The organism is Dichelobacter nodosus (assembly GCF_001263335.1).
Taxonomy (GTDB): Bacteria; Pseudomonadota; Gammaproteobacteria; order Cardiobacteriales; family Cardiobacteriaceae; genus Dichelobacter; species Dichelobacter nodosus.
Genome location: NZ_LGVW01000012.1, coordinates 106,030 through 131,360, shown reverse-complemented (window position 1 = coordinate 131,360; position 25,331 = coordinate 106,030). Strand labels below are relative to the sequence as shown.

The 25,331-nt window shown below is 44.6% G+C and carries 23 protein-coding genes and 6 tRNA genes; 14 read left to right on the top strand and 15 right to left on the bottom strand.

Annotated elements, in window-relative coordinates; genetic code table 11:
• Window positions 1-423 precede the first annotated feature (423 nt).
• The 4 genes from lspA to AKG33_RS02495 form a co-directional block, all read right to left on the bottom strand.
• Window positions 424-888 (bottom strand): signal peptidase II, encoded by a 465-nt coding sequence (gene lspA, locus AKG33_RS02510; RefSeq protein ID WP_011927836.1) that lies wholly within the window; start codon window positions 886-888, stop codon window positions 424-426.
• Window positions 888-3,662: an isoleucine--tRNA ligase gene (ileS, locus tag AKG33_RS02505; protein WP_050707885.1), complete on the bottom strand. Its 2,775-nt coding sequence runs from the start codon at window positions 3,660-3,662 to the stop codon at window positions 888-890. The genes lspA and ileS overlap by 1 nt, the downstream gene beginning before the upstream one ends.
• Window positions 3,663-3,672: 10 nt before the next feature.
• On the bottom strand, window positions 3,673-4,623 hold the full coding sequence (ribF, locus tag AKG33_RS02500) for a riboflavin biosynthesis protein RibF (RefSeq protein ID WP_041729353.1): 951 nt from the start codon (window positions 4,621-4,623) through the stop codon (window positions 3,673-3,675).
• A 145-nt stretch (window positions 4,624-4,768) separates the two neighbouring features.
• On the bottom strand, window positions 4,769-5,446 hold the full coding sequence (locus AKG33_RS02495; RefSeq protein WP_011927833.1) for an OmpA family protein: 678 nt from the start codon (window positions 5,444-5,446) through the stop codon (window positions 4,769-4,771).
• A gap of 181 nt (window positions 5,447-5,627) precedes the next feature.
• Between AKG33_RS02495 and AKG33_RS02490 the strand changes: the two genes are divergently transcribed.
• Window positions 5,628-6,506 (top strand): DMT family transporter, encoded by an 879-nt coding sequence (locus tag AKG33_RS02490; protein WP_011927832.1) that lies wholly within the window; start codon window positions 5,628-5,630, stop codon window positions 6,504-6,506.
• Here AKG33_RS02490 and AKG33_RS02485 read toward each other — a convergent pair.
• Entirely contained in the window at window positions 6,503-6,844 is a 342-nt protein-coding gene (locus tag AKG33_RS02485) for a YqcC family protein (RefSeq protein WP_011927831.1), read from the bottom strand. The genes AKG33_RS02490 and AKG33_RS02485 overlap by 4 nt on opposite strands.
• Before the next feature lie 131 nt (window positions 6,845-6,975).
• On the opposite strand from AKG33_RS02485, the gene AKG33_RS02480 reads away from it, so the two are divergent.
• The 4 genes from AKG33_RS02480 to AKG33_RS02465 are packed head-to-tail and all read left to right on the top strand — an operon-like array spanning window position 6,976 to window position 12,285.
• Window positions 6,976-8,103 carry a 5-(carboxyamino)imidazole ribonucleotide synthase gene (locus tag AKG33_RS02480; RefSeq protein ID WP_011927830.1) on the top strand — a complete coding sequence of 376 codons (1,128 nt, stop codon included), beginning with the start codon at window positions 6,976-6,978 and terminating at the stop codon, window positions 8,101-8,103.
• A gap of 3 nt (window positions 8,104-8,106) precedes the next feature.
• Window positions 8,107-8,637 carry a 5-(carboxyamino)imidazole ribonucleotide mutase gene (gene purE / locus AKG33_RS02475; RefSeq protein ID WP_011927829.1) on the top strand — a complete coding sequence of 177 codons (531 nt, stop codon included), beginning with the start codon at window positions 8,107-8,109 and terminating at the stop codon, window positions 8,635-8,637.
• Window positions 8,638-8,643: 6 nt separating this feature from the next.
• Window positions 8,644-11,457 carry an excinuclease ABC subunit UvrA gene (gene uvrA / locus AKG33_RS02470; protein ID WP_011927828.1) on the top strand — a complete coding sequence of 938 codons (2,814 nt, stop codon included), beginning with the start codon at window positions 8,644-8,646 and terminating at the stop codon, window positions 11,455-11,457.
• Between the two features lie 30 nt (window positions 11,458-11,487).
• A complete protein-coding gene (locus AKG33_RS02465) occupies window positions 11,488-12,285 on the top strand; it encodes a sulfite exporter TauE/SafE family protein (RefSeq protein WP_011927827.1) in 798 nt (265 codons plus the stop codon).
• A 45-nt stretch (window positions 12,286-12,330) separates the two neighbouring features.
• Here AKG33_RS02465 and AKG33_RS02460 read toward each other — a convergent pair whose 3' ends face one another.
• Window positions 12,331-13,125, bottom strand: a complete 795-nt coding sequence (locus AKG33_RS02460) for an enoyl-ACP reductase FabI (protein ID WP_011927826.1) — start codon at window positions 13,123-13,125, stop codon at window positions 12,331-12,333.
• 66 nt (window positions 13,126-13,191) lie between these two features.
• Between AKG33_RS02460 and AKG33_RS02455 the strand changes: the two genes are divergently transcribed.
• Window positions 13,192-14,244 carry a dipeptidase gene (locus AKG33_RS02455; RefSeq protein WP_228369811.1) on the top strand — a complete coding sequence of 351 codons (1,053 nt, stop codon included), beginning with the start codon at window positions 13,192-13,194 and terminating at the stop codon, window positions 14,242-14,244.
• Between the two features lie 7 nt (window positions 14,245-14,251).
• On the opposite strand, the gene prmC is transcribed toward AKG33_RS02455, so the two are convergent.
• The 3 genes from prmC to hemA all read right to left on the bottom strand — a co-directional run bounded on the left by prmC (window position 14,252) and on the right by hemA (window position 17,589).
• Window positions 14,252-15,082 carry a peptide chain release factor N(5)-glutamine methyltransferase gene (prmC, locus tag AKG33_RS02450; protein WP_011927824.1) on the bottom strand — a complete coding sequence of 277 codons (831 nt, stop codon included), beginning with the start codon at window positions 15,080-15,082 and terminating at the stop codon, window positions 14,252-14,254.
• The gene (gene prfA, locus AKG33_RS02445) at window positions 15,079-16,176 is read right to left on the bottom strand and encodes a peptide chain release factor 1 (protein ID WP_011927823.1); all 1,098 of its coding nucleotides are present in this window, start codon (window positions 16,174-16,176) and stop codon (window positions 15,079-15,081) included. Before prfA ends, prmC begins: the two co-directional genes overlap by 4 nt.
• Before the next feature lie 156 nt (window positions 16,177-16,332).
• Window positions 16,333-17,589 carry a glutamyl-tRNA reductase gene (gene hemA / locus AKG33_RS02440; protein WP_050707911.1) on the bottom strand — a complete coding sequence of 419 codons (1,257 nt, stop codon included), beginning with the start codon at window positions 17,587-17,589 and terminating at the stop codon, window positions 16,333-16,335.
• A gap of 88 nt (window positions 17,590-17,677) precedes the next feature.
• Here hemA and AKG33_RS02435 point away from each other — a divergent pair, with 88 nt between their 5' ends.
• The 7 genes from AKG33_RS02435 (at window position 17,678) to AKG33_RS02405 (ending at window position 23,687) form a co-directional block, all read left to right on the top strand.
• Entirely contained in the window at window positions 17,678-19,381 is a 1,704-nt protein-coding gene (locus AKG33_RS02435) for a tetratricopeptide repeat protein (protein WP_011927820.1), read from the top strand.
• Window positions 19,368-19,955, top strand: coding sequence for an outer membrane lipoprotein LolB (locus tag AKG33_RS02430; RefSeq protein ID WP_011927819.1), 588 nt, complete (start codon window positions 19,368-19,370; stop codon window positions 19,953-19,955). Before AKG33_RS02435 ends, AKG33_RS02430 begins: the two co-directional genes overlap by 14 nt.
• A gap of 120 nt (window positions 19,956-20,075) precedes the next feature.
• Window positions 20,076-20,150, top strand: a tRNA-Gln gene (locus tag AKG33_RS02425).
• 51 nt (window positions 20,151-20,201) lie between these two features.
• Entirely contained in the window at window positions 20,202-21,140 is a 939-nt protein-coding gene (locus tag AKG33_RS02420) for a ribose-phosphate pyrophosphokinase (protein ID WP_011927818.1), read from the top strand.
• Window positions 21,141-21,216: 76 nt separating this feature from the next.
• The gene (locus AKG33_RS02415; RefSeq protein ID WP_011927817.1) at window positions 21,217-21,894 is read left to right on the top strand and encodes a 50S ribosomal protein L25/general stress protein Ctc; all 678 of its coding nucleotides are present in this window, start codon (window positions 21,217-21,219) and stop codon (window positions 21,892-21,894) included.
• Window positions 21,895-21,899: 5 nt separating this feature from the next.
• Complete coding sequence (pth, locus tag AKG33_RS02410) at window positions 21,900-22,469, top strand: aminoacyl-tRNA hydrolase (RefSeq protein WP_011927816.1); 570 nt, start codon at window positions 21,900-21,902, stop codon at window positions 22,467-22,469.
• A 3-nt stretch (window positions 22,470-22,472) separates the two neighbouring features.
• The gene (locus AKG33_RS02405) at window positions 22,473-23,687 is read left to right on the top strand and encodes an MFS transporter (RefSeq protein ID WP_011927815.1); all 1,215 of its coding nucleotides are present in this window, start codon (window positions 22,473-22,475) and stop codon (window positions 23,685-23,687) included.
• A 49-nt stretch (window positions 23,688-23,736) separates the two neighbouring features.
• Here AKG33_RS02405 and rpmG read toward each other — a convergent pair whose 3' ends face one another.
• The 3 genes from rpmG to AKG33_RS02390 form a co-directional block, all read right to left on the bottom strand.
• Window positions 23,737-23,907 carry a 50S ribosomal protein L33 gene (gene rpmG / locus AKG33_RS02400; RefSeq protein ID WP_011927814.1) on the bottom strand — a complete coding sequence of 57 codons (171 nt, stop codon included), beginning with the start codon at window positions 23,905-23,907 and terminating at the stop codon, window positions 23,737-23,739.
• An 11-nt stretch (window positions 23,908-23,918) separates the two neighbouring features.
• On the bottom strand, window positions 23,919-24,155 hold the full coding sequence (rpmB, locus tag AKG33_RS02395) for a 50S ribosomal protein L28 (protein ID WP_011927813.1): 237 nt from the start codon (window positions 24,153-24,155) through the stop codon (window positions 23,919-23,921).
• A 24-nt stretch (window positions 24,156-24,179) separates the two neighbouring features.
• Window positions 24,180-24,255: transfer RNA gene (locus tag AKG33_RS02390), tRNA-Phe, on the bottom strand.
• Window positions 24,256-24,538: 283 nt separating this feature from the next.
• On the opposite strand from AKG33_RS02390, the gene AKG33_RS02385 reads away from it, so the two are divergent.
• Window positions 24,539-24,625: transfer RNA gene (locus AKG33_RS02385), tRNA-Leu, on the top strand.
• A 422-nt stretch (window positions 24,626-25,047) separates the two neighbouring features.
• On the opposite strand, the gene AKG33_RS02380 is transcribed toward AKG33_RS02385, so the two are convergent.
• From AKG33_RS02380 to AKG33_RS02370, 3 genes are all read right to left on the bottom strand, one after another.
• A tRNA-His gene (locus AKG33_RS02380) sits at window positions 25,048-25,124 on the bottom strand.
• 25 nt (window positions 25,125-25,149) lie between these two features.
• A tRNA-Arg gene (locus AKG33_RS02375) sits at window positions 25,150-25,226 on the bottom strand.
• Window positions 25,227-25,249: 23 nt separating this feature from the next.
• A tRNA-Pro gene (locus AKG33_RS02370) sits at window positions 25,250-25,326 on the bottom strand.
• Window positions 25,327-25,331: the final 5 nt, after the last annotated feature.

Here is a 25,331-nt window from a genome sequence, read left to right as displayed (position 1 = left end):
TGCTCATTTTTTATTTGTCAATTTTGTTATTTATTTTTCCTTATTTCTTTTTTTCTTGACCGAAAACGGCAATTATTAGATTATTTATTAGTTTCAATGAGTTATATTTTTATTTTACCTTAATTTTATTTTATGATTTTATGCTGCTATGCAGCAATTATGATTTTGGATTATAAAATTCAATATTTTTTCGTAATCTATTGAATTAAAACAATAAATAATATGGATAAAGTTTAATGTAAAAAATCATTATTCTGATTGACGCGTTGCAGCAACAACCCTATAATGCACCCCGACATCATCGATGTTATCTCCTCTATATCCTCCTTTGGTGGTTGTTGGCCGGTTTAAAAAAACCGGCTTTTTTTTTGCGCAAAAAAAAGTCGACCGCAGTCGACTTGAAAATAAAAAAGCGCTTTACAACTATCGTCGGTGTAATTCGGCAATCAGCATCAATATAACGCCCAAAGTAATGGCAACATCAGCAAGATTAAAGACCGGCCAATAAAAAGTACGGTAATGCCATTGAATAAAATCAATGACATAACCATAAACCACGCGATCGTATAAATTACCCACGGCGCCGCCCAAAATGCAGGCATAACTCACGCTCATCAACCAATGATGGCTTTTTGTGAGCAATGTCATAATCAACCACAGCGCCACAATGCCGGCGAATCCCGCAAATAACCAACGCTGCCAACCGCCGGCGCGCGCTAAAAAGCTAAAAGCCGCGCCGTGATTAAACGCTAAAATAAAATTCATATAGGTGTTGACAACAATTTTCCGTGCTCCCAATTCGGTCAGCGCCCAATATTTGCTGTAATAATCAGCGAGAAAACACGCAACGCTGATGAGAAAAAACGCCGAACGTTTTGCCCAATTCATCACGCAAATCTCCTCAATTCGCCACCGCCGTCAACGTTTTCAATGCAGCGTTTGCATAAAGTTGGGTGCTGGTGATCGGTGCCAACATCGGGCAAATAATGCCAACAACGTTCGCATTTTTCGCCGATCGCGTGCTGCACTTCAATGGACAATGCCGCGCTTGGTTGTACGTTAACCGCCGAAACAATCAAAATAAAGCGCAATTCTTGTTCGAATCGCGCCGCAATTTCATATTCTTGCGGCGGCAAATGTAATACCACCATCGCTTCTAACGAACCGCCGATAATGCCTTGATTACGCGCTTTTTCTAATGCGGCGTTGACTTTTTCCCGCAATTGCAACAGCAATTCCCAATCGTGCATCGATAAAAAATCATCGTTAAGCGGTTGCAATCCTTCATAAAATTTTGTTAAAAACACTGATTCTTCGCGTTTCCCTGGTAAATACCGCCAAATTTCTTCCGCGGTAAACGATAAAATCGGCGCCAGCCAACGCACCATTGCTTCAATAATATGAAAAATCGCGGTTTGCGCCGAGCGCCGCGCTAACGCATTTTGCGCCACGGTATATTGTCGGTCTTTAATCACGTCCAGATAAAATCCGCCCAACATCACGGAACAAAAATTAAAAATTTCTTGATAAATCAAATGAAAATCGTAAGAAACATACAATTTTTTGATTTTTTCTTGCAAATCGTGCGCCACCGCAATCACGTAACGATCCAACGGCAGCAGTTTTTCATAAGCAACGCTATTTTTTTCCGGATCAAAATCGTGCAAATTCGCCAATAAAAAGCGGCAAGTATTACGCATGCGACGATAAGCATCAGCGCGTTGATTCAAAATATTGGGCGATAAACTCACTTCCGCCGTGTAATCCGCAGAGGCAACCCATAACCGCAAAATATCCGCGCCTAACGTTTTAATCACTTGATTGGGATCAACAACGTTACCTAATGATTTGCTCATTTTGCGCCCGTCTTCATCAACGGTAAAACCGTGTGTTAACAAAGCTTTATAAGGCGGTTTACCGGTAATAGCGCTGGCGGTTAATAAGGAAGAATGGAACCAACCGCGGTGTTGGTCAGAACCTTCTAAATATAAATCCGCGGGATACGATAATTCCGCGCGTTTTTTTAAGACGGAATAATGCGTGGTGCCGGAATCAAACCAAACATCTAAAACATCATTGAGTTTTTCGTAACGATCAACTTCTTTTCCGGAAAGCAAAGTATCAAGCGATAATTCATACCACGCTTCCACGCCTTTTTGCTCAATAGCTGATGCCGCTTTATCCATAATATTCACAATATCGGGGTGCAATTGTCCGGTTTGTTTATCCACCACAAAACACAACGGCACGCCCCAATAACGTTGACGCGAAATGCACCAATCCGGACGATGAGCAATCATATTAAGCAGGCGCGGTTTGCCCCAATCCGGCGTAAACGCAACTTCATTTAGTCCGTCCAACGCTTTTTGCCGTAATCCCGCTTTATCCATACTGATAAACCATTGCGTGGTCGCGCGGTAAATCGTCGGCGTTTTATGGCGCCAACAATGCGGATAACTATGTGTGATTTTTTCCACGGCAATCAAACGGTTTTGCGTTTGCAATAATTCGATAATCTGCGGTTCGGCGGCAAAAATATGTTGACCGGCAAAATGCGGCGTATCGTCGTTATAAAGACCGTTACCCAAAACGCAATGAATCAGATCAATGCCATATTGTTGACAAACGTCATAGTCTTCAACACCGTGCGCCGGTGCGGTATGAACGCAGCCCGTTCCGGCATCTAAAGTAACGTGCGTGCCGTTGATGAGTAAAACATCGCGATCGATAAACGGGTGGCGCAACATTAAACGATCTAAATCTTTACCGAGCGCGCGTCCGCAAATGCGCCAATCGGCAGATTTTTTCCAACGACTTTTCAGCGCCGGAATCAGTTCTTCAGCAACAACGCAATACCAGCCTTCAATCTCAACCAAAACATAATAAAATTCAGGGTGAATACTGACGGCAACGTTGGCAGGCAATGTCCACGGCGTCGTCGTCCAAATAACAACGTCAACAGCAGCAGGCACAACGTCAGCGTGCATTATTTTTGCCAGCGCGGCAACGTCTTTCACGGCAAAAGCAACATCAATGGAATAAGACGTTTTATCCTGATATTCCACTTCCGCTTCCGCTAATGAAGAAGCGCAATCAAAACACCAATTAATCGGTTTAAAACCTTGGGTAACGTGTCCAGCAGCTACAATATCGCGCAGCGCACGCACAATTTGCGCTTCGGTTTCAAAATTCATGGTTAAGTAAGGTTGATCCCAAAAACCAAAAATGCCCAAGCGCATAAAACCATCTTTTTGCAATGCAACTTGTTCAGCAGCATAACGGCGACATGCCGCGCGGAATTCCGTAGCAGAAACTTTTTGATTGGGTTTACCGATTTTTTGTTCAACTTTTTGTTCAATCGGCAGCCCGTGACAATCCCAACCGGGAACGTAAGGACTGTTATAACCGAGCAAATGCCGCGATTTGATAATGATGTCTTTTAAAATTTTATTGAGCGCGTGCCCCACGTGAATTTGTCCATTTGCATAAGGCGGGCCGTCATGGAGCATAAAAGTAGGACAATCGGCAAAAGCTTCGCGTTGTTTACGATAAATTTCGTGTTCCTGCCACCAGCGCAATTGTTCGGGTTCGCGCTGGGCAAGATTGCCGCGCATCGGGAAATCAGTTTGAGGAAGATTGAGGGTGTGTTTGTAATCTGCCATTTTTTTGCCTTTAAGGAGTTTGTGCGGCGATAACGCTTTGTGCTGCCGCAATATCTTGATGAATTTGATCACTAAGCGCCTGCATATTTTCAAATTTCTTTTCCGTCCGCAAAAACTGCATCACAGCAATTTGTACGCGGCAACCGTATAAATGAAACGCTTGAGATACGCCGTGAGAATCAGGGAGAAGATGAACTTCCCATTTACGCTGTTGACCGGAAAAAGTCGGCGCCGTGCCGAGATTGGCAACCGCCCAATGCCACTGTTGAGGCGCTTTACAACGGCGCAGTTTTACCACATAGACGCCATCTGGTAAACACCAATACGGGGAAACGTGAATATTTGCCGTAGGCACGCCTATTTTTCTGCCGCGCGCGGCGCCAGCGCGCACCAAACCCGTAAACGTGAGCGCGTGTCCGAGCAAATGCGTTGCTTCATCAAGCCGATGTTGCAACAAAGCTTGACGAATCCGCGAGCTGGAAATGCGCGCCTGCTCATCGGCAACCGTTGCCAGCGCGGCAATTTTCAGCGCGTTTTTAGACATTTTGCGCAGTAAATCAACGTTGCCTGCACCGCGATAACCAAAACGAAAATCGTCGCCTACTAATAACGCGCGTAAATCTAATTGGTTAAATAAATAAGTTTGCACAAAATCTTCCGCCGCTAATTGCATAAAAGACGGCGTAAACGGCACCAAAATCCAGTCTTCAATGCCATATTTTTCTAAAAAATACGCGCGATCGTGAATGGTAGATAAAAATTGCGGCGCTTGTTGACGCGTTAATTGTCGTGGGTGCGGATAAAAACTCATCGCCGTTAAAACAAGTTTTTGCGGCGCTGCCATTTCTTGTAGACAACTGATCATTTTTTGATGTCCGCGATGAACGCCGTCAAAATTGCCAATCATCAGCACCCGCGGTGCCGTTAAATGAAAACGCGTAGTGCAGCGGTAAATCTTCATGAAACGCAACCTTTTTTATTGAATATCAAAGCTGCGCGCGGTGTTGGTTTAAAAAAGTGCATGAGCTCTCTTTTTATCTGCCGGAAAACAAAAAACAGCGCGCCCAACGAACGTCGGGCGCAGCAAAAAATATGCTTGATAAAAATCAATAAACAGATTGATAAGCCGCCTGCGGATTATTTTGATCGATGGCTTTAATGTAGACTTCAACGCGGCGATTTTGTGCGCGTCCATCAGGCGTTGCATTGTTTGCGCGCGGATAATTTTGTCCGTAACCTTTGCTTAAAATGCGTTGCATATTAACGCCTTGTTGCATCAAATATTGCGCGGCAGAATTTGCGCGGCGTTCTGATAATCCTTGATTATAAGCGGCTCTGCCGGTGCTATCGGTATGACCATAAATGTGGACGATCGTTTGCGGATATTGATTCATCGTTTGCGCAACGCTGTTTAAGGTTTGATAAAAATTCGGGCGAATTTGATACTCATCAGTAGCAAACAAAACGTCTCCAGGAATATTCAGTTGCAAAGTGCCTTGATCAATTCGTTGTACATTAATCCCCGTTCCTTGAACTTGTTGCTGCAATTGTTGCTGTTGTCTGTCCATATAATTGCCGATTGCCGCACCCGCCAGCGCGCCCGCCGCCGCGCCTACATAACGACCATTGTCATCATTGAGTTGATGTCCTAAAACGCCGCCGGCTAACGCGCCAACTGCCGTGCCAATCGCTGCAGATTGATTCGCGCTCAAACCGCCACCGTTAGAAACACAACCCGAAATCATGAAAGCTGCAATGCTTGCTGTTAAAACAATTTTTTTCATCTGATTTTCCTTAAAATTTTTGTCTACCTCATTCATGCGCGCATTCAACGCGTCGCATAAAAATCTACGCTTTACCATTGAGTTTTCTGGGCTTTTGCCGTCCTATGGTTTGAAAAGCGTATAATTGCGGCATTATCCGCGATTGGCTGCGGCGTCTCAACCTAAAAATTGTTACTTTTTCATGCACGATACAGTTTCAAAATCTTTTAATTGGCGCGGTATTGCGTGGTCTTTGTTGTCAACGCTTAATTTTGCGCTGATGGGCGTTTTAATCAAAGCCTGTTACCAACATTTTTCCTTTCATTCCAATGAACTGATTTTTTGGCGCACGATGCCAGCGGTTATTTTTTTAAGCGTAACCGCGGTAATTCGTCGGCAAAATTTGCGCACACGTTATCTTAGTAAACATTTAAGCCGCAGTCTTTCCGGCACCATTTCGATGATGCTCTTTTTTTATGCGGTGGCACAATTACCGCTCGCAACAGCAACCACTTTGAGTTACACCTCATCGCTTTCTTTAGCATTGTTATCCTTTATTTTTTTAGGCGAACACATTGCGCGTTTAACGATTTTTGCCTTATTACTGGGCTGCGCGGGCGTTGCCGTATTATTGCGTCCGGCGTTTGCTGATGGCAGCTCGATCGGGATTGTCGCGGCTTTAGGCAGTTCATTATTGGCAGGTTGGGCTTATTTACAATTGCGGCAAATGACCGAAATTAATGAACCGGCATGGCGGATCGTGTTTTATTTTTCTCTCGTCAGCATGATTGGCGCCGCGCTCGGCGCCACGCTACAAGGTTGGCATCTGCCGCCTTTATCTACCTTGCCTTATCTTGCCGGCATTGCTGGTTCGGCATTAATTGCACAATTTGCGCTCACGCGTGCCTACGCCGCCGGCCCTAAATTTACCGTTGCCGCCATGTCTTATTTAACGGTGGCATTTTCGGCATTATTATCAGCGCAATTTTTCGGCGAAACGTTAAATGCGCCCAAAATCATCGGCATGATTATTATCGTATTTGCAGGAATTTTAACGGCTTATTCGGGCAGAAAAAGTTAATGCACTTGATGAAAATGAAGCACCAAAAAATCAAGTTTTTTCACAATGCGATATAAATCATCGGTAGATTCAGCGCAGCCTTTCCACGCTTCTTCAGCAATCGGCAATAAACCGCTCGCCGCCGGCAACGCTTGATAAACTTCCATAAATTGCAACATTTTGGGAATATAAACCCATTGCAACCATTCGGTAAACGTTAACGTATCAACGCAAAACGGCTGCACGCTGGCTAATGCCGCTTTTGGCGGCGGATTTTCTTGCCACCAATCGATCGTTTTTAAAGCCTGTTCTAACTCCTGCAAAGTCAAACGCATTTCAGCAAGTGCTGCGCGGTTCATCGATTACTCCGGTTAAGAAAACCGTTATTTTAGCGATAGACGCGTTCAGCGTTCAAAAAAGCCCGCGTGCGGATTTTGGATTCCAGTCTGATAAAATTGCCGCCGAATACGATTTATTAAGGATTTTCCTCATGAAAATAGGATTACTGGGCGGCGGACAATTAGGACGCATGTTTTTACAAGCAGCGGCAAATTATCCATTTACAATTAAAGTGTTAGATCCCCAAGCGGACGCGCCGTGTGCGCATTTATGCGATGAATTCGTGCAAGGTGATTTTCGTGATGAAGAAACGGTGGTCGCTTTTGGTACGGATTGCGACGTGATCGGCATTGAAATTGAACACGTCAGCGTCGCCGGTTTACGCCGTTTGCAAGCGATGGGCAAAAAAGTGCTGCCCGATCCGGAAATATTAGCCATCATTCAAGATAAAGGCGTACAAAAACAATTTTACGAACGCCATCATTTACCGACCGCGCCTTTTTATTTAATTGAACGTAAAACAGACATCGATTTAAACCGCATTCCGCTTCCTTTTGTGCAAAAAACGCGTACCGGCGGTTACGACGGCAAAGGCGTGCAAATCATATGCCGGCAGGAAGATTTAGCTCAATTGTGGGACGTTCCCTCAGTGATTGAAGCTTTATGTCCTATTGCGCAGGAAATTGCGGTGATCGTGTTGCGCGATGAAAAAGGCAGCACAAAAGCTTATCCGGCAGTAGAAATGGTTTTTGATCCACAATTAAATCTGGTTGACGTAGTACGCATGCCAGCAATGATCGCGCCTCATTTATTAAAAGAAGCCGAACGATTGGCGTTAACGCTCGCCGATGCTTTTGCGCACAGCGGCATTTATGCAGTGGAAATGTTTGTCACCAAACACGGCGCCGTGTGGCTCAACGAAACCGCCTGCCGCGTACACAACAGCGGTCATTTAACTATTGAAGCCTGTTATCACTCACAATTCGATCAATTATGGCGTTTGCTGGCAGGACAACCTTTGGCATCGGTTGCGCAACATACGCCCGCCGCGATGATTAACATTGTTGGCGCGGAACATCATTGTGGACGCGCAAAAATGGCGCATTTGCACGAACTTTTAGCGTTAGAACACGTTTTTGTGCATTGGTACGGCAAAACGCAAACGCGCGCCGGACGCAAAATGGGACACGTTACCATCGTGGCAAAAGACAGCGCCGCCGTTGATGAGAAAGTGGTCGCCGTTAAAAAATTTGTCGATGTTATTGCAGAAAAGGAATAAATCATGACTCAAGCATTAGTTGGCATTGTGATGGGCAGCGACAGCGATTTAAAAATCATGGCTGATGCGGCAAAAATCTGCACCACATTCCATATTGATTACGAATTAACCATTGTTTCCGCGCATCGCACGCCCGAACGTTTACTCGATTACGGCAAAACCGCTGCCGAACGCGGTTTAAAAGTGATCATCGCCGGCGCCGGCGGCGCAGCGCATTTGGCGGGTATGTTAGCGGCGGTCACACCTTTGCCCGTTATCGGCGTGCCGATTTTGTCGCGCAATTCCATTGACGGCTGGGATTCGATTTTATCAACGCTACAAATGCCTAACGGCGTGCCCGTGGCAACGGTAGCGTTAAATGCGGCAAAAAATGCAGGTTTATTGGCGGCAAGAATGTTAGCCGCACACGATGAACATTTGTTAGCTGCCATGATCGCTTATCAAAATCAAATGACGGCAGACGTTTTAGAAAAAGCCGCGCGTTTAAAAGCGGATTATCCCTGCGCTTACGCATCATCGCCGCGCAATCGTTAAACCATCATGGAAAAAATCATCATTCGCGGGGCGCGCACCCATAATCTGAAAAATATCGATCTTGATTTACCGCGCAATAAAATGATCGTCATCACGGGTTTATCGGGGTCGGGCAAATCGTCATTGGCTTTTGATACGATTTACGCCGAAGGGCAACGCCGTTATGTGGAAAGTTTATCGGCGTATGCGCGGCAATTTTTATCGGTAATGGATAAGCCGGAAGTCGATCATATTGAAGGATTATCGCCGGCGATTTCGATCGAACAAAAATCCACCAACCATAATCCGCGCTCCACCGTGGGCACGATTACCGAAATCCACGATTATTTACGGTTATTATTTGCGCGCGTTGGCATTCCGAATTGTCCCAAACACGGCAGCGCGCTCAATGCGCAAACGATTTCGCAAATGGTAGATACGATTTTCACTTTTCCTGCAGAAAGCAAAGTGATGTTGGTGGCGCCGTTGGTGAAAGATCGCAAAGGAACGCACGCCGAATTATTCGATGAATTGCGGCAGCAAGGATTTGTGCGCGTATACATCGATAATGAACTTTATGAATTAGACGCGTTACCCGAACTCGATGGCAAAAAAAATCATCATATCGGCGTGGTTGTCGATCGTTTTGCCATTCGCCGCGAACATCAACAACGCTTAGCGGAATCTTTGGAAACCGCGCTCCAATTAGGCGATGGGATCGTGCAACTGATCGCGCTGGATCATACGTTTGAACATACTTTTTCGGCTCAATATGCCTGCCCAGAATGCGGTTGGTCGTTAAAAGAACTCGAGCCGCGCATGTTTTCTTTTAATAGCCCGCACGGCGCTTGCCCTCATTGCGATGGTTTGGGTGTACACGTTTTTATCGATCCGGAAAAAGTGGTGATGTATCCCGAACGTTCGCTTGCCGCCGGCGCAGTACGCGGTTGGGATCGCAAAACACCTTTTTTTTATCGACAAATTTCGGCGCTGGCACAGCATTATCACTTTGATACGGAAGAAACGGCTTTTATGCATTTGCCACAAAACGTGCAAAATCTCGTTTTATACGGCGGCGGTGCGGAAAAAATTCCGATGCCAGACGGGCGCGGAAAAACGCGTTTGAGTACGTGGGAAGGCGTTATTAACGCGATGAATCGCCGTTATCATGAAACCGATCTCGATAATGTGCGTGAAGTGTTGCAGCGGTTTTTAACGCAAGAAATTTGTCCACATTGTCAGGGCAGCCGCCTCAATGAAGCCGCGCGCAACGTTTTCGTTGCCGATAAAAATTTGCCGGCAATCAACGAACTTTCCATTGCTGACGCCTATCTTTGGATTAAAAACGTACAACTAGACGGCGCGCGCGCCGCAATTGCCGACAAAATCGTGCAAGAAATTAAAAACCGTCTCCAGTTTTTAATTGATGTGGGTTTAAATTATCTTTCTTTGGCACGCAGCGCGGAAACGTTATCCGGCGGCGAGGCGCAACGCATTCGTTTAGCGTCACAAATTGGCGCCGGACTCGTCGGCGTGATGTATGTTTTAGATGAGCCCTCCATCGGGCTCCATCAGCGCGATAATGCGCGTTTATTGCGTTCTTTATTAAATTTACGCGATTTAGGCAATACGGTTATCGTTGTTGAACACGATGAAGAAGCCATTCGCGCGGCAGATTATGTGGTCGATATTGGCGCGGGTGCGGGCGTTTATGGCGGATCAGTGGTCGCGCGCGGCACGCCCAAACAAATTGAACGTTTTACGGCTTCACTAACCGGAGATTATTTATCCGGACGCAAACGTATTGCCGTTCCTGAAAAACGCGTCGCCATCGATAAAAACTGCCTCGTGTGCATCAAAGGCGCGCGCGGTCATAATTTGCAAAACGTTGATTTAACAATACCGGTGGGATTGTTGACTTGTATCACCGGCGTTTCCGGCAGCGGTAAATCGACTTTAATTAATGATACGTTTTCCCGTGCGGTGCATCAGCATTTGCATCACAGCCGCGAGGTGCCGGCGCCGTTTGACAGCATCAGCGGTTTGGAAGCGTTTGACAAAATTATCACCATCGATCAAAGCCCGATTGGACGCACACCGCGATCTAATCCGGCAACGTATACTGGCATTTTTACGCCGATTCGCACGTTGTTTGCCGCCACGCAGGAAGCCCGCGCGCGCGGTTATTCGATTGGGCGGTTTTCTTTTAATTTAAAAGGCGGACGTTGCGAATCGTGCCAAGGCGATGGCGTTATTAAAGTTGAAATGCATTTTTTGCCTGATGTTTTTGTACATTGCGATGTGTGCGGGGGAAAACGTTATAACCGCGAAACGCTGGAAATTACGTATAAAGGTAAAAATATTCACGAAGTTTTAGAAATGACGGTGGTGGAAGCATTAGCATTTTTCGACGCCATTCCCGTGCTCAAACAAAAATTGCAAACGTTAATCGATGTGGGTTTGAGTTATTTGCGTTTGGGACAAAATGCCGTAACGCTTTCCGGTGGCGAAGCGCAGCGCATTAAACTTGCGCGCGAACTCGCTAAACGCGATACCGGTCGCACGCTCTATATTTTGGACGAACCGACCACGGGACTTCATTTTCATGACGTTAATCAATTACTTATAGTTTTACAACGCTTGCGTTCAAACGGCAATACGATTGTGGTTATCGAGCATAATTTAGATGTAATTAAAACCGCGGATTGGATTGTTGATTTAGGGCCTGAAGGCGGCAGCGGCGGCGGCAGAATTATTGCCGAAGGAACGCCGGAAACGGTTGCCCAAAATCCAAACAGTTATACGGGACAATTTCTGGCAAAAATATTGTCAGCAAAATAATGCAATAACAATTTTTTAGTGAGGATAATCATGTTGATGATGATATGCGCCGGCGCGGTCGCGGGATTATTAGCGGGATTATTTGGCATCGGCGGCGGCATGATTTTAGTGCCGGCGATTTTAACCATTATGAATAGCCAAAATATTCCCAGCCATGGTTACGCGCAACATCTCGCTATTGGCAGCTCTTTTGCAGTGATGATGTTTACCTCTTTTTCCAGTACGTACGCGCAATATCGTAAAAAATCCGTGGCGTGGCAGGCTTTTTTTGCGCTCGCGCCGGCGCTCGTTTTGGGCGCGATTGTGGGCGCGGTCGTGGCGCAATACGTGCCTAATTTTGCGTTACAAATTATTTTCGTGATTTTTGCCACGACTGTTGCCGTGCGCAGTTTGCTCAATATTACGCCCAAAGCCACGCATCAATTGCCCAAAAATCATATTTTATGGGCGATTGGTACTTTTTTCGGAATTTTATCCAGTTTGGTGGGTATTGGCGGCGGTTCTTTGGTGGTGCCGTTTTTAGTGTATTGCAATATTGATATTCACCGCGCCGTGGGCACTTCTTCCGCTTTGGGCTGGATTATCGCGATTACGGGCGCCGTCGGTTACGCCTTTTCGGGATTTTCGGTGCCCGATTTGCCGCCGCATTCGCTCGGTTTTATTTATTTGCCGGTGGTGCCGATTTTGGCGTTAACTACCGTTATTTTTGCGCCCATCGGTGTGCGTCTTTCGCATCGTTTATCGTCGCCGGCGTTGAAAAAAGGATTCGGGATTTTATTACTATTTATTGCCGGCAAAATGTTGTTACGCGTTTTTGCCAGCGCATAAAAAAGCGGGCAAAAACCCGCTTTCGTCGTGATTAATTAAAATATTTTAGGCATCATCGCCGCTGGTGACGGAAGAAAAAATATTAAAGCCGGCATCTACATAGGTAATTTCTCCAGTAATGCCGCTTGCTAAATCCGAACACAAAAACGCCGCGGTATTACCCACTTCTTCAATCGTTACGCAACGTTTTAACGGCGCCGTTTTTTCAAAACCTTTGAGCATTTTGCGAAAATCTTTAATGCCAGACGCCGCCAGCGTACGAATGGGACCGGCGGAAATGCCGTTAACGCGAATGCCATCTTGTCCCAAATCTGCCGCTAAATAACGAATGGAGGCTTCCAAACTGGCTTTTGCCAATCCCATTAAATTGTAGTTGGGAATAGCGCGCACCGCGCCTAAATACGTTAATGCCAGCGCCGCGGCATTTCTTTCTTTCATTAAAGGATAAGCGTATTTCATCAATTGCGGAAACGAATAAGCGCTGATTTCGTGGCTTAATAAAAAGTTTTCGCGACTGACGCCGTTTAAAAAACGTCCTTCAATGGCTTCTTTGGGCGCAAACGCGATGGCGTGAACGAGTCCATCTAAATAACCCCATTGTTTTTCTAAAGTGGCAAAAGCGGCGCTGACTTGTTCTTCATTGCACACGTCTAACGGCAGAAAAATCGAGGCGCCAAATTCCGCGCCCATTTTTTCTACGCGTTCTTTTAACCGTTCATTTTGATAGGAAAAAGCCAGTTCCGCGCCTTCTCGATGCATTGCCTGCGCGATGCCGTATGCAATGGATAAATTGCTCGCCAAACCCGTAATGACTATTTTTTTACCTGCTAAAAAACCCATTTCAAGTCCTTTGTTTGATTTTTTGTTGTCAGCTGATTATTGTAGCGGCGCCGCTTCTGGCGGTCTATGGCTACTTGCTTGCGCGCTCATTTTCTGCCGCGGCGTTGCCGTTATCCGTATTTTTTTCAAAAAGGAATCATCATGCGCTTATTTGCCGATTGCCACAGTTGCCTTCCGTTACACGGCGACACCGATTTTGCACAATTACGCCTGCATTATGACGCCGGCGTGCGTTATGTATCGATTAACGTTGGCATGGATATGAATCCACTCGCGCAAATTATGACCACTTTAGCCGGTTTTCGCGCGCAAATTGCCGCTTCTGATTGGCTCGTGCAAGCAAATTGTTATCAAGATATTGTTGATGCTTTTGCGCAACAAAAGTTAGCCGTTTCTTTTGATTTGGAAGGCGCGCTGCCGTTGATGGGTTCAACGGAAATGATCGCGTTGTATCACGATTTAGGCGTGCGGCAAATTCATTTAGCGTATAACCGCAATAATTTATGGGCAGGCGGCGCGCACGATGAAAGCGAACAAGGATTAACCGCTGCCGGCGAGCAATTCGTTCGCGCGATTCATGCGCACGGCATTTTGATGGATTTAAGCCATAATTCCGAAAAAACCGCTTTGGATATTTGCGCATTGAGCCGCGATTTAAATCGTCCCGTACTTTATAGTCACGCCAATCCGCGGGCAAAAGTCGATCATCAACGAAACGTGAGCGATACAACTTTACAAGCGGTCGCGCAAACGGGCGGATTAGTGGCATTAAACGGCGTGGGACGTTTTATCGGCGATGAACAATTAAATCCACGGTCGCTTGTGCCTTTGATCGATTATGTTGCCGGTTTAATTGGCGTGGAACATACTGCTATCGGTTTGGATTATTGTTATGACGACGGGCGCCCCGATATTCCCGAAAACGTGGATCGTAATTATTGGTGGCCAACGCGCGCTGGTTATGCGCCCAAAAAAGGATTAAGCGGGAAATACGTCAGCCCGAAAGGATTGCCGATCATCGCCGAAGCATTAGCGCAGCTTAATTACCGCGAAAGCGATATTGATTTGATCATGCGCGGCAATATTTTGCAATTAATTCAACGCGTTTGGAAAAAATAATAAGGTTTCACATGGAACATTGCATGCAAGTTATTCGTTCCCAGCCGGCATAATCGCGCAATGAATGAATATGCTGCCAACCGGATTGTTCGGCGGCAAATGCGCGCAATTTTTGCGCCTGCTGATTGCCGTGTTCCAACAATAACCAACCGTTCGGACGCAAACAGCGTCCAGCGTGCGCAATTAAATGCAGCAAATCAGCATAACCGTGTTCCGGACTCACCAGCGCCATTTGCGGTTCATAAGCAAGCGCCGCTAAATGTTCATCGTGCGCGTCAATATAGGGCGGATTACTCACGATCATATCGGCGCGCGCATCAGCAATCGCCGTTAACCAATCGCTTAATACAAAATGCACATTAGCTAATTGCAAATGACGCGCATTTTCCTGCGCCACGCGTAACGCGTCCCAACTTTTATCCACTGCCAAAACCCGACAATGCGGACGTTCGGCAGCAATTGCCAAAGCGATCGCGCCGGAACCCGTTCCCAAATCAATAACGCGATAACAATCTTGCGGCGGGATTTTTGCCAACGCGGCATCAACCAACTGCTCGGTTTCAGGACGCGGAATCAGCACCGCCGGCGATACTTTGAGATCCAAATGATAAAACGGTTGATTACCCAATATGTACGCAAACGGTTCGCCGCGCGCGCGCCGCAATAATAACGCGTTTAATTGCGCGATTTGGGGCACAGTCAGTTCCGGATTGCGGTAACGCTGCCGTACGGGCGCAATGTTTAATACGCGTTCGGCAAATAAACGCGCTTCTAATAAAGCGCTTTCTTTTTCAGGCAATTGCGCGGCGGCGCACTCCAGCCATTGCCATAAATTCATGAAAGCGTCGATTCTTGCAATGCCAATAAATCATTGGTTTCTTGAGCTTGTTGCAACGGAATGACTAATAAATCCAGTTGCCCGTTTAAAACATCATCGAGCGCATAAAGCGTTAAATTGATGCGGTGATCGGTCACGCGTCCCTGCGGATAATTATAAGTACGGATTCTTTCGCTGCGATCGCCGGTGCCAACCAAAGATTTACGTTCGGCGGCGATTTCTTTTTCTGCCGCTTGCCGTTCGCGATCCATCAATTTGGCGTACAACCAACGCATGGCTTTTGCGCGGTTTTTATGTTGTGAACGTTCTTCTTGACATTCCACAACGATGCCCGTGGGCAAATGCGTAATTCTGATTGCTGAATCGGTTTTATTAACGTGTTGACCGCCGGCGCCGCTGGCGCGAAAAGTATCCACGCGCAAATCAGCGGGATTAATTTCAATATCTTCAATTTCATCACTTTCCGGCAAAACGGCAACAGTTGCCGCAGAAGTATGAATGCGTCCGCTGGCTTCGGTTTCTGGAACGCGTTGCACGCGATGCGCGCCGGATTCAAATTTTAAAGTGGAATAAACACGCTGACCGCTGACGCGGCAAATAATTTCACGATAACCGCCAAATTCGCCGGCATTTTCTGATAAAACGGAAATCTGCCAACCGCGATTTTCAGCAAACCGCGCATACATACGCATTAAATCGCCGGCAAAAATTGCCGCTTCATCGCCGCCGGTTCCCGCGCGAATTTCTAAGAAAATATTGGCTTCGTCTAACGGATCTTGCGGAATCATTAAACGCGCGAGTTTTTGTTCACACTCTTCTGTTTTTTTAAGATTTTCGCTTTGTTCGGCGGCAACGTATTCCGCCATTTCGGCATCATCTTCCAGTTCTTTTAAATCGTTGGCTTCTTGTTGTAAATGTTCTATTTCTTGGAAGATTTCAACGATGGGCGCCAGTTGCGCGTGTTCTTGTCCGTAGCGGCGGAGTAAATCCGGATCGGCGGCAACGCTCGGGTCGGCTAATAAAGCATTAAGTTCTTCATATCGTTCACAAATTGTAATTAATTTTTCTTTAATAGAAGCGGTTAATATACTCATAAAAAGGTTCTCAAAATTGGTATCGTAATTTCAAAAGCGGCGAGAATACGTTTGCCGATGAAGACGACAAACGCGGCTTTTTTTGCGCAAAATGCGGTAACGTAAATCGGCAAAAATGCTATCACAAAATCTCGCCGCATTTTCTAAAACAACGGATTATTTAGGCAATTCGGCGTTAAACGTATCGGCAACAACGGCAAGCCAATCTTTATGATCGGGCGGAATGGCGTGAATCAACGCGCAGGGTTGATGGAGCAATTTATTCGTTAATTTATAACTCATTTCCGCTAATACTTTTTCCGGATCGGCGCCTTGAGCGAGTTGGCGATATGCCATTATTAATAATTTTTGCCGGATATTATGGGCATCAGCGCGAATGTGGCGAATCATGTGCTGCTGCGGTTTTTCTTGCGTCCAATTCAAAAAATCATTGCTGTATAAACGGATAAATGTTTCTGCTTCTGCCGCTGCTTTTTGCCGCGTTTCACGATTTTTATCAATTAGTTGCGCCAGATTATCCATATCGTAGAGGAAGGCGTTTTCTTTATTGTCGATATTGCGATCGAAATTATGCGGTATGCCCAAATCGATATAAACCTGAAGCGTGTTTTGCCGCCGCTGCAGTGCCGTAATTGCCATATTTTGCGTAACGAGGAATACATCAGCGCGCGCGCAACCAAAAATCATATCGGCTTCATGCAAATGATCGGCAAGTTGCGGCAAAGAAAGCGCATAACCGCCCACGCTTTCCGCCAATTGTTGCGCACGATTTAAGGTGCGGTTGGCAATAATCAAACGTTTTATTTTTAAATCATGTAGATAACGCGCGACTAATTGCGCCGTTTCCCCCGCGCCCACGATAATTGCCGTGCGTTTGCTGTAGTCATCAAAAAATTGATGGGTTAGTTGCACGCCGGCGTATGCAACAGAAACGGGGTTTTTACCGATATCAGTTTGATGGCGAACGTGTTTCGCCAACGCGAAACTGTGTTGAAATAAACGTTCTAACCAACTGCCGATGCTGCCCGCCTTTTTTGCTAATCGGTAGGCGGCTTTGAGTTGTCCCAAAATTTGCGGTTCACCCAAAATTAATGAATCGAGTCCGCAAGCGACGCGGTATAAATGTTGAACAGCTTCCCGATCGGTGTAGATAAAAAGGTGGCGTTTGAGTTCTTCGCTGCTGATGGCGGTATGTTGATAAAGCCATTCTTCTAAACGCGGCGGCGTGTTACTCGCAAAATACCATTCGCTACGGTTGCACGTAGAAAGTAAAAGAATTTCGGCGCCAGCGCATTGCGCCTGCAAAAAGGGCAATGTATTCAGGATTTTTTCGGGAGAAAACGCCAATTTTTCCCGCACCGATGCGGGCGTGGTTTGATGGCGAAAACCTAAAACGTAAATTGTATTATGCACGTGAGAATGTGATGATTTGGAAACAAAATTGCTCATGATAACGAGTTAATTTAATCTATTAGAACCCATTTTCACCGAGACGGTATCAATGACTAAATTTTTTATGCTGCTAAAAACGATCATTGTTGGCACATTATGTTTGGCGATTAGTGCGTTTGCCCTGCAAAATGTGGAAAAATCACCGCAATGGCAGTCTTCTTCGCAATGGATTTATGACACTTTAGTAGCACGGTTTACTACTCTTTCTAAAGAGTATTCAACCGCTATCCATTATATGCAAAAAGTAGCAGAAGAAAGTAAACAATATGAAGCGTACCAATATAATTATGCGTTGACGCTTGCTTCTTATCGCTATGATTTGTCAGAAAAAATCGTCAGAGAATGGTTGGAGCGATTTCCTAATGATGATGACGCGCATTTTTCTTTAATCGAGGCGCTCATCTTTAATAAAAAAATAGAACAAGCAGAAAATGAAACTGAAAAACTGCTTATTAGAGACGGCGGACCGCAAAATGTTTTGCATTTAATTCAATCATTATCATTTTTGCCTGATAATGAAAGCCGGCTGGCATTTTTAAAGAAAATGTCTGAAAGATTTCCCAAAAATCCTTATCTTCATTATTACGTCGGTATGATTGCAAAAGAGCAAGGATTGGTCACGCAAGCTATTGATGCGTTTAATGCGGCATTAGCTTTGGATACGCGCTGGCGGCAGCTGGAAGTGATGCAGGCGGAAATGCTTTCATCGGTGGGACAATTAAAAGATGCGCTCGTTATTATGGAACGATTGCGCGCCCGTTATCCTGATGATGTTGATCTCATTTCTACCGAAATCGATCTGCTGGTTGCCCATTCTCAATGGGAAAAGGCGTTGGAATTGGCGCAACGTTGGGCGCAATTAGATACGAAAAAAGAAAAACCGCTTTATTTATTGCTCGCTTGGTTATATGCCAATAATAAAGATCGGGATAACGCGGCTGCAATTTATCAATCGCTACTCGATCGCAAAGAAATCTATATCGAGGATTATTTTCATTATATGGCGCGCGTTGCCGAATTATCGGGAAATCGAGATGAAAAAGTCGAATTTTTGCGAAAAATTCCGCCGGACGCAATCATGTATATGCAATCTCGTGAATTTATTGCTTCGAGTTATTTTTCGCCGTTTGACCGAGAAAAAGCGTTGGCGGCATTTGTTGATTTTCGGAAAACTTTTCCAGAAAACGCTTTAGATTCTTATGTTCTTGAAGTCAATAAATTAATTAAAGTCGGCGACTATAAAACCGCTGATACCATTTTGAAAGAAGCGTTGGCACAATTTCCGGAAAGCATAGATTTGTTATACGCGCAGGCGGAATATTTAAAAAGAGTAGGAAAATTTAATGAGGCGGAAGCCGTTTATATTAAAATTCTAAAAGCCGATCCCGCGGATATTGATGTGATCAACGCTTATGGTTATTTATTGCTCACACACACTAACCGCCAAGAAGAAGCCATGCATTTAATCAAATCAGCGCTGGAACGTTATCCAGAATCGCCTGCCATACAAGATAGTTATGCTTGGTTGCTGTTTACGCAAGGAAAAAAAGAAGAAGCTTTGATTTGGGTGCGCCGCGCTTATTCTGCTTTTAACACGCCGCAAGCACGCGATGAAATTGCGCTTCATTACATCGAAATTTTAGTTGCTAACGGCAAAAAAGAATTAGCTAAAGAGTTTTACGGTTATAAACTTAAAGCAAATCCCGATAATCTTGATTTAATTAACATAGGAAAACGTTTTGAACTCAACTAAATTTCCCTTATTGGTAGCATTAATATTGACGCTCTGCGGTGGACTAAATTCTTGCAGCAGCACCAATCCCAGCCACGAACCGTTTACTAAAACGACCGCACCAATAAAATCACCGTCACCGTGGTTAAAACAATCATTTCAGTTAAACGGCAAAATCGCATTGCGTTATCCGTATTGTCCGGCGCAAAAAACGCGTTCCTGTCAACAAAAAGCCGTCAGCGCCGCGTTGGATTGGTTACATCGAAAAAATCATGAAGAAATAACTTTATCCAATCCACTCGGGCAACCAGCGCTTACGATCAAAATTAAAGATGATCAATTAATCGTAAATGACGGCAAAAAAACCACAACACTTCACCCGGAAGAAATGCAACAACATTTAGGAATTAATTTGCCCGTTGATTCGTTGCCACAATGGTTATTTGTGTTACGTCCCGCCGATAAATTTCAAGAAAAAGGTTGGGAAATTACCGTTTCTGATTGGCAAAATGATGGTTTTTATCGAAACATTACCCTCAAACAAGAAAAATATTTCATAAAAATTTTTATCCAAGATATTAATGCGATTAAATAAATTTTTTGATCGCGATAATGACCGCTTTTTTGATACAAAAAAACTTGCAATTAAAAAAATTGTGCTTAGAATAACGCACTTCTGAAACATTCAGACGCACAAAAAAATTTTTAATCTCATTGGGGTGTCGCCAAGTGGTAAGGCATCGGGTTTTGATCCCGACATGCGTAGGTTCGAATCCTGCCACCCCAGCCATTTTTTCTATTTTATAATTTTAATGTAGGTGAATACGTGTCGAGAGGTAGCATGACCGTTTTCACGGGAAATGCAAATCCGCAGCTGGCGCGTCAAATCGTTCAACATCTAGGACTGCCGCTGGGAAATGCTACCGTGAGCAAGTTTTCTGACGGAGAAATTCAAGTCGAAATTCGTGAAAATGTCCGCGGAAAAGATGTCTTTATTATTCAACCCACTTGCTTTCCGACGAATGATTGCCTGATGGAACTTTTGCTGCTTAGCGATGCTTTGCGCCGTTCTTCAGCAAATCGCATTACCGCAGTTATGCCTTACTACGGTTATTCACGCCAAGATCGCCGTCCACGTTCTGCTCGTGTCGCTATTTCTGCGAAAGTTGTTGCTAATATGATCGCGCGCGTGGGCATTGACCGCGTGATGACTTTAGATTTGCACGCTGACCAAATTCAGGGCTTTTTTGATTTCCCCGTCGACAACATTTACTCCACGCCGATTGTTTTAAATGATATTTTGTCTAAAGACATTAAATCACCCGTGATCGTCTCTCCTGATATCGGTGGAGTGGTTCGCGCGCGCGCGGTTGCTAAACGCGTTGGCGCTAAACTGGCTATTATCGATAAACGCCGCCCGCGCCCAAATGAATCGGAAGTAATGAATATTATTGGTGACGACGTATCAGAATGCAGTTGTATTTTGGTTGACGATATCGTTGATACCGCTGGAACGTTGTCTAACGCAGCAAGCGCATTAAAAGAACGCGGCGCAAAAAATGTTACCGCTTACTGCACGCACGCAGTTTTATCCGGTAACGCACTCGCTAATATTGCCAATTCTGGTTTAGATGAATTGGTGGTTGCTGATTCCATTCCACTAAGAGAAGAAGCAAAAAGCTGCGAGAAGATTCGCGTACTTTCCATTGCAGGATTGGTTGCGGAAAGTATTCGCCGCATTCACGTTGAAGAATCGATTTCATCATTATTTGTTGACTGATTTTCCAGTAAATGACGCAACGAATAATATTTTAGGCACTGGTCGCAAGTGCCTTTTTTAAACTTTGGAGCATAAAATGGCTGAACAAAAATATCGCTATACATTACATGCCGTCGTTCGCGAAGAGCAAGGGAAAGGTGCGAGCCGCCGCCTGCGTCGTCAAGGATTGGTTCCGGCAATCATTTATGGCGGAAATACTGAACCGCAAGCGATTGCTATCAAACAAGATGAGTTAAAAAAGAACGCTAAAAATCATAGTTTCTTCTCTCAAATCATCAACTTAAAAATCGATGGACAAGAAGATCAAGAAATTTTAGTTCGTGATGTTCAACATCATATTTACAAACCATTATTCCAACATTTTGACTTCCAACGCATTGTTCGCGGTCAAGAAATAACAGCAACCGTGCTTTTGGAATTTGTGGGTGAAGAACGCGCACCAGGCATTAAAACTGACGGCGGAATTGTGTCTCGTCATATGACAACGGTAGAAGTTATTTGCCGTCCGAGCTTGTTGCCTGAATATATTGCTGTTGATTTATCAGAAGCCAATATCGGCGATATCATCACTTTGGCAGATTTAAAATTGCCGGAAGGCGTGCGCTTGGTTGGCGATATGGAAGACGAAGAATTCGCTGCCACAGTTGTCGTTCAAATCAGTTATCCACAACGTGAAGAACAAATGGAAGATACTGATACCGCCGCTGCCGATGAAGAAGGCGATAAAGAAGAAGACGCTGACAAGCAAGAGTAAAACACATGCTCAAATTGATTGTTGGTCTGGGAAATCCCGGAGAACAGTACCAAAAAACCCGTCACAATGCGGGTTTTTGGTTATTAGATCAAACTGCACAAGATTATAGCTGCCGACTACGGACAGAAAAAAAATTCTTTGCAGAATTTGGCGAAATTGCAATCAATCAGCAGAAAATTTTTCTCCTCAAACCGCAAACATTTATGAACGCCAGCGGCAAATCACTTGCCGCAGTTTGTCGGTTTTATCACATTGAACCGCAACAAATATTAATTATTCACGATGAACTCGATTTGCCGGAAGGTAAAATCAAGCTCAAAAAATCGGGCGGACACGGTGGGCACAATGGTTTGCGCGATATTATCGCTGCTTTAGCTAGTCAGGATTTTTATCGCTTACGTATTGGAATCGGACGCCCTGAAAATAGTACACAAGTTATTGATTATGTTTTAAAAGCACCCAGTGCAACGCATATGGAGCGACTCAATGAGTCTCTATCATATGGCAAAAAAGCCATTGAAAAACTTATCACGGAAGGCGATGAAAAAGCAATGCATTGGCTACATAGCTTATAACTCATGGCAAAATTTTCCTTTACTCCCTTAACGGATTTCCTCTCTTATCGCTCGCGACCAGAACTATTTACCCTGCTGATTTACGACATGATTACCGTCACCGGCTACACTTTAATGATGCCGCTGATTTCGGTGCATTTTGTTACAAATGTTGGCTTTTCGGCGGCGGTAGTGGGATTTGCGTTAGCCGTCAGACAAATTATCCAGCAAGGATTAACATTTATTGGCGGTATGTTATCCGATCGCTACGGTTTAAAACCGGTGTTGTGCACCGGATTGATTATCCGCGCGATCGGCTTTTTTATTCTCGGTTTTGCCGATGAAATTTCAACGTTTTATTTAGGTTTATTGCTTGCAGGTTTGGGCGGCGCTTTATTTGATGCCCCTTTCCAAGCCGCAACCATTTATATGACGCGCCCAGAAGAGCGCCGGCAATTTTATTTACTGGTTAACTATATCGGAAGTACCGCAGCAACTATCGGGCCGCTATTAGCGATTATTTTATTATTTTTTGGTTTTCGCGCCGTCGGTATCGTCTCCGGATTATTCTTTTTAATGAACGTTTACGTCGCATTACGTTATTTTCCTAATCGCCGCCCCAATACGACTTCCGATTCTCCGCCGTTTCGCGCCATTTTTAGTAATCGCCCATTTTTAATATTTGTTGCTTTAATGTGCGGTTACTGGTTTGTGGTGATGCAAATTAATATTACTTTTCCCCTATTTGCGGAACAGTTAACCGGTCGTCAAGCAAGCGCAAGTGTGTTGTATACCTTCAGTTCACTACTCACTTTGATTTTGCAATATTTTGTGGTGCGTTGGTTGCAAAAATATTTTATGACGCATCAATTGCTTATTGCCGGCACTTTGATTATGACGTTGGGCACTGTTTTTGTGGGATCGGCGCAGCATTTTTCTGTTTTTTTATTTTGGATCGGCATTTATACATTGGGTTATCTTATCAGCCGCCCGATGATTGATATTTTAATCGCGCATATTTCGCACCCCAAAGCGCTGGGGCTTTACGTAGGTTTTGCGAATTTTAGTATGGGAATTGGGGGCGGTATTGGGAATTTTGTCGGCGGTTGGTTGTACGATTTAGGCAATCAACACGCGATTCCTGCATTGCCGTGGATATCTTTTGGCGTTATTGGTACTTTGAGCGCATGGGCATTATGGCGATATTATAAAACCAATCCTCAAGCGATCGCGCAATAAAAAACAAACCCGCATAACGCGGGTTCATCAGCTTCATAATGTACAAAAACTATTTAATCTTTGCTTCTTTATAAATGCAGTGCTTACGCGCTACTGGGTCGAACTTTTTAACTTCCATTTTTTCAGGCGTATTACGTTTATTTTTTGTTGTTGTGTAAAAATGCCCTGTTCCTTCTGAAGAAACTAAACGGATCAATTCGCGAACACTCTTCTTAGCCACTGGTTCACCCCTTAAATTTTCTCACCGCGGGCGCGCATTTGAGCGAGAACGGCATCAATGCCTTTCTTATCAATGATACGCATACCATGAGCAGAGACTTTTAATGTGATAAAACGATTCTCACTTTGTACCCAGAAACGATGTTCTTGAATATTTGGTAAAAACCGACGTTTACCTTTGTTATTGGCATGTGAAACGGTATTGCCGACCATCGGCTTTTTACCGGTCACTTGGCAAATGCGTGACATACCTACCCCTAATAAAAAATTGACTGGTGGCCAAGGGCGGAATCGAACCACCGACACGCGGATTTTCAGTCCGCTGCTCTACCGACTGAGCTACTTGGCCGTAAGGCGGCGTATTAAACGCTATTTTGATAACTTCGTCAAGTTATCTGCGATAGTTTTTTATTTTAAATACGCAATTTATTGTTTTTAATAGATTATTTACAAATATCATGCGGGAATAAATTTCCCCAAAATGAGCTATTTTTCTGAGAAAAATAATGACAAATGCATTTTTATCCTATCGAGGTGGCGCATTTTATCAGGATTTAACAAAAACAAACGCATTTTTTTGAATTCAATTCTTGCAATCCTGATAAAAAAATGTAAAATGCGCTCTCTCGATTGCCTGAGTGGCGGAATTGGTAGACGCAGCGGATTCAAAATCCGCCGGTGGTGACACCATAAGAGTTCGACTCTCTTCTTAGGCACCATTTCATTTTTGAAATTGTCTTTTAGCGAAATCGCAAAGAACGTGCATATTTTTCTCCATTTGCTCTTTGTCTCTTAGTGTATTTTCTTTCGTTATAACGTGTTTTGTTTGTTTTGTTCATTATTGGTTGCGCGTTCTTTGTTTTAGTCGATAATTATCTTCATCGAATCAACCGCGCGGTGACACGCCAACGCCACGCCATTAATAACATTTTCAGAAATTCAAAAACAGCAAACAACCGCATCTTTTGCGCTCTTATCGCTGCTTAATTCATCATCTTTCTTAAAACGCACTTTTAAATCTGCGCGCTTTTCATATTTTTTATGATTCTTTAAAGCGTTTCGGTGTTAAAAATAGAACATTTGCCAACATTATAAGCAAAAAAAAACTGCCTAAACGGCAGTAAAAAAAGGAGAGAAAAGATGGGGTGGATGATGGGATTCGAACCCACGACCTCCGGAATCACAATCCAGCATTCTAACCAACTGAACTACATCCACCATGACTCTAAGCCCGAAGGCTATTTGGCGCACCCGACAGGGCTCGAACCTGCAACCTACGGCTTAGAAGGCCGTTGCTCTATCCAGTTGAGCTACAGGCGCATCAAGATGACTAACGAAAAAACTGGTCGGAGTAGAGGGATTCGAACCCCCGACCCTTTGGTCCCAAACCAAATGCGCTACCAGCCTGCGCTATACTCCGATTCT